General features: G+C 38.7%; 3 protein-coding genes. All 3 read left to right on the plus strand.

What is annotated here, in order from left to right; all coding sequences use genetic code 11:
* Positions 1 to 523, plus strand: a 523-nt coding sequence (locus tag HMPREF2805_RS00385) for an SPFH domain-containing protein (protein WP_261676109.1), incomplete at its 5' end; no start/stop codon positions are given.
* A 40-nt stretch (positions 524 to 563) separates the two neighbouring features.
* Positions 564 to 989, plus strand: coding sequence for a DUF1492 domain-containing protein (locus HMPREF2805_RS00390; RefSeq protein ID WP_075230973.1), 426 nt, complete (start codon positions 564 to 566; stop codon positions 987 to 989).
* An 88-nt stretch (positions 990 to 1,077) separates the two neighbouring features.
* On the plus strand, positions 1,078 to 1,624 hold a 547-nt coding region (locus tag HMPREF2805_RS00395), incomplete at its 3' end, for a tyrosine-type recombinase/integrase (RefSeq protein ID WP_075230974.1).

Here is a 1,624-nt window from a genome sequence, read left to right on the forward strand (position 1 = left end):
AAAGGCTATGACGATATTTTCAAACTATACGAAGTTGGAGAATGTTAATGAGAGCGTAATTGTTCCAGCAGTTCAGCGTGCTATCGAGTCGGTTACTGGGAATTATGACATCTATGACATTCTTGGGAATAAGCGAACAGAAGTCTATGAGGCGATTGATAAGGCGCTAAAAGAAAAATTTGAATCTTATGATCTTGAATTTGTTTCATTCACAATAACTGATCAAGATGCAGGAGATGAGATTGAAGCAGCAATCAAATCTGAATCTGTCAAACAGAAGGAAATCGACACAGCTAGACAGGAACAGGAAAAAGCTAAGGTCGAAGCCGATACTAAGAAGGTCCAAGCACAAGCTGAAGCGGATGCTGGTATCATCAAAGCAGAAGGAGAAGCCAAAGCTAACAAAGCTAAGTCAGACTCAATCACAGACAACCTTATCCGTATGAAAGAGGCAGAAGCCAGAGAAAAGCATGGCTGGGTTACTGTCAATGGAGCTGGTGGCGTGATTACTAATCATGAATAAAATATTATCAATTGCGTAAAAATACATCAGGAGGTAAGGTTTGGCGATAGATATTAGAAAAAGACTGAAGGCTTTGCCTTATATCGATATCAAAGCGAAGTCAAAGCACCAAGAAATCATCAGTTTGAAGTCAGGCATTTTACGAGGGCAGCAATTCGACAGTATGCCAAAATCAAAAAGTAACAAGAATCAAACTGAAGAATTGAATGTGTTGATCATTGACAAATCAGAACAGCTATATAGAGAAATCAAACAAATGTACCACGAACGTGACGAACTCGTTCAAGCGATTGAGTCGCTCGATGATCCAGTGGAAAACATCGTGATGCGATTACTGTATATTGATGGCCTTTCTTGGAAAGAGGTTCAAATCAAACTAAATTGTAGTCCTGCAACCATCCAGCGAGCAAAACATAAAGCGTTACTAAAATTATCTAAAATGTATGATAAGAATGATAGCAAATGATAATTTTAATGTGGTAAATTAGTATCATGAAGAATAGCAGAGAGGAAACCTCTGCTTTTTTTGTGCAGTAAAAAGGAGGTGAGGATATGTGGTAGTTGTTGAACCAATCAGAAATAGAGATGATGTTCAGCTTATGATTGAATGGCTTACGTTGCATAGCGCAGTCAAAGAGTCGGATAGGCAACGTAACCTCATGCTCTTCTTGTCTGGTGTTAATCTGGGCTTTCGGATAGGTGATATTGTTAAACTGAAAGTAAAGCATGTTAAAGGCTGGCATGTCCAAATTGTCGATGAAAAGACAGACAAACCAACCAAAAGAAAGATGCCAAAGAAATTCAAGAATGCTATGCGACAGTACATCAAAGACAAGAAAGATGAAGACTTCCTCTTTCCAAGTCGAAACGGAAAGCATCAGCACATAAAACCTAACACAGCTTATAAGATTATCAAGAGAGCTGCTGAAGAAGTCGGTCTGGAAAACATAGCGACTCACTCGATGAGAAAGACCTTTGGTTTATTTATGTATGAGCAAACCAAGGATGTTGCCTTAATAATGGATCTACTGAACCATTCAAGTCAGAGCATTTCACTACGATACATAGGCAAAAATCAAGATTCACAAGACAGAGCCATGA

Origin of the sequence: Streptococcus sp. HMSC034E03 (assembly GCF_001811505.1) — a bacterium.
In the GTDB taxonomy this organism is placed as follows: domain Bacteria; phylum Bacillota; class Bacilli; order Lactobacillales; family Streptococcaceae; genus Streptococcus.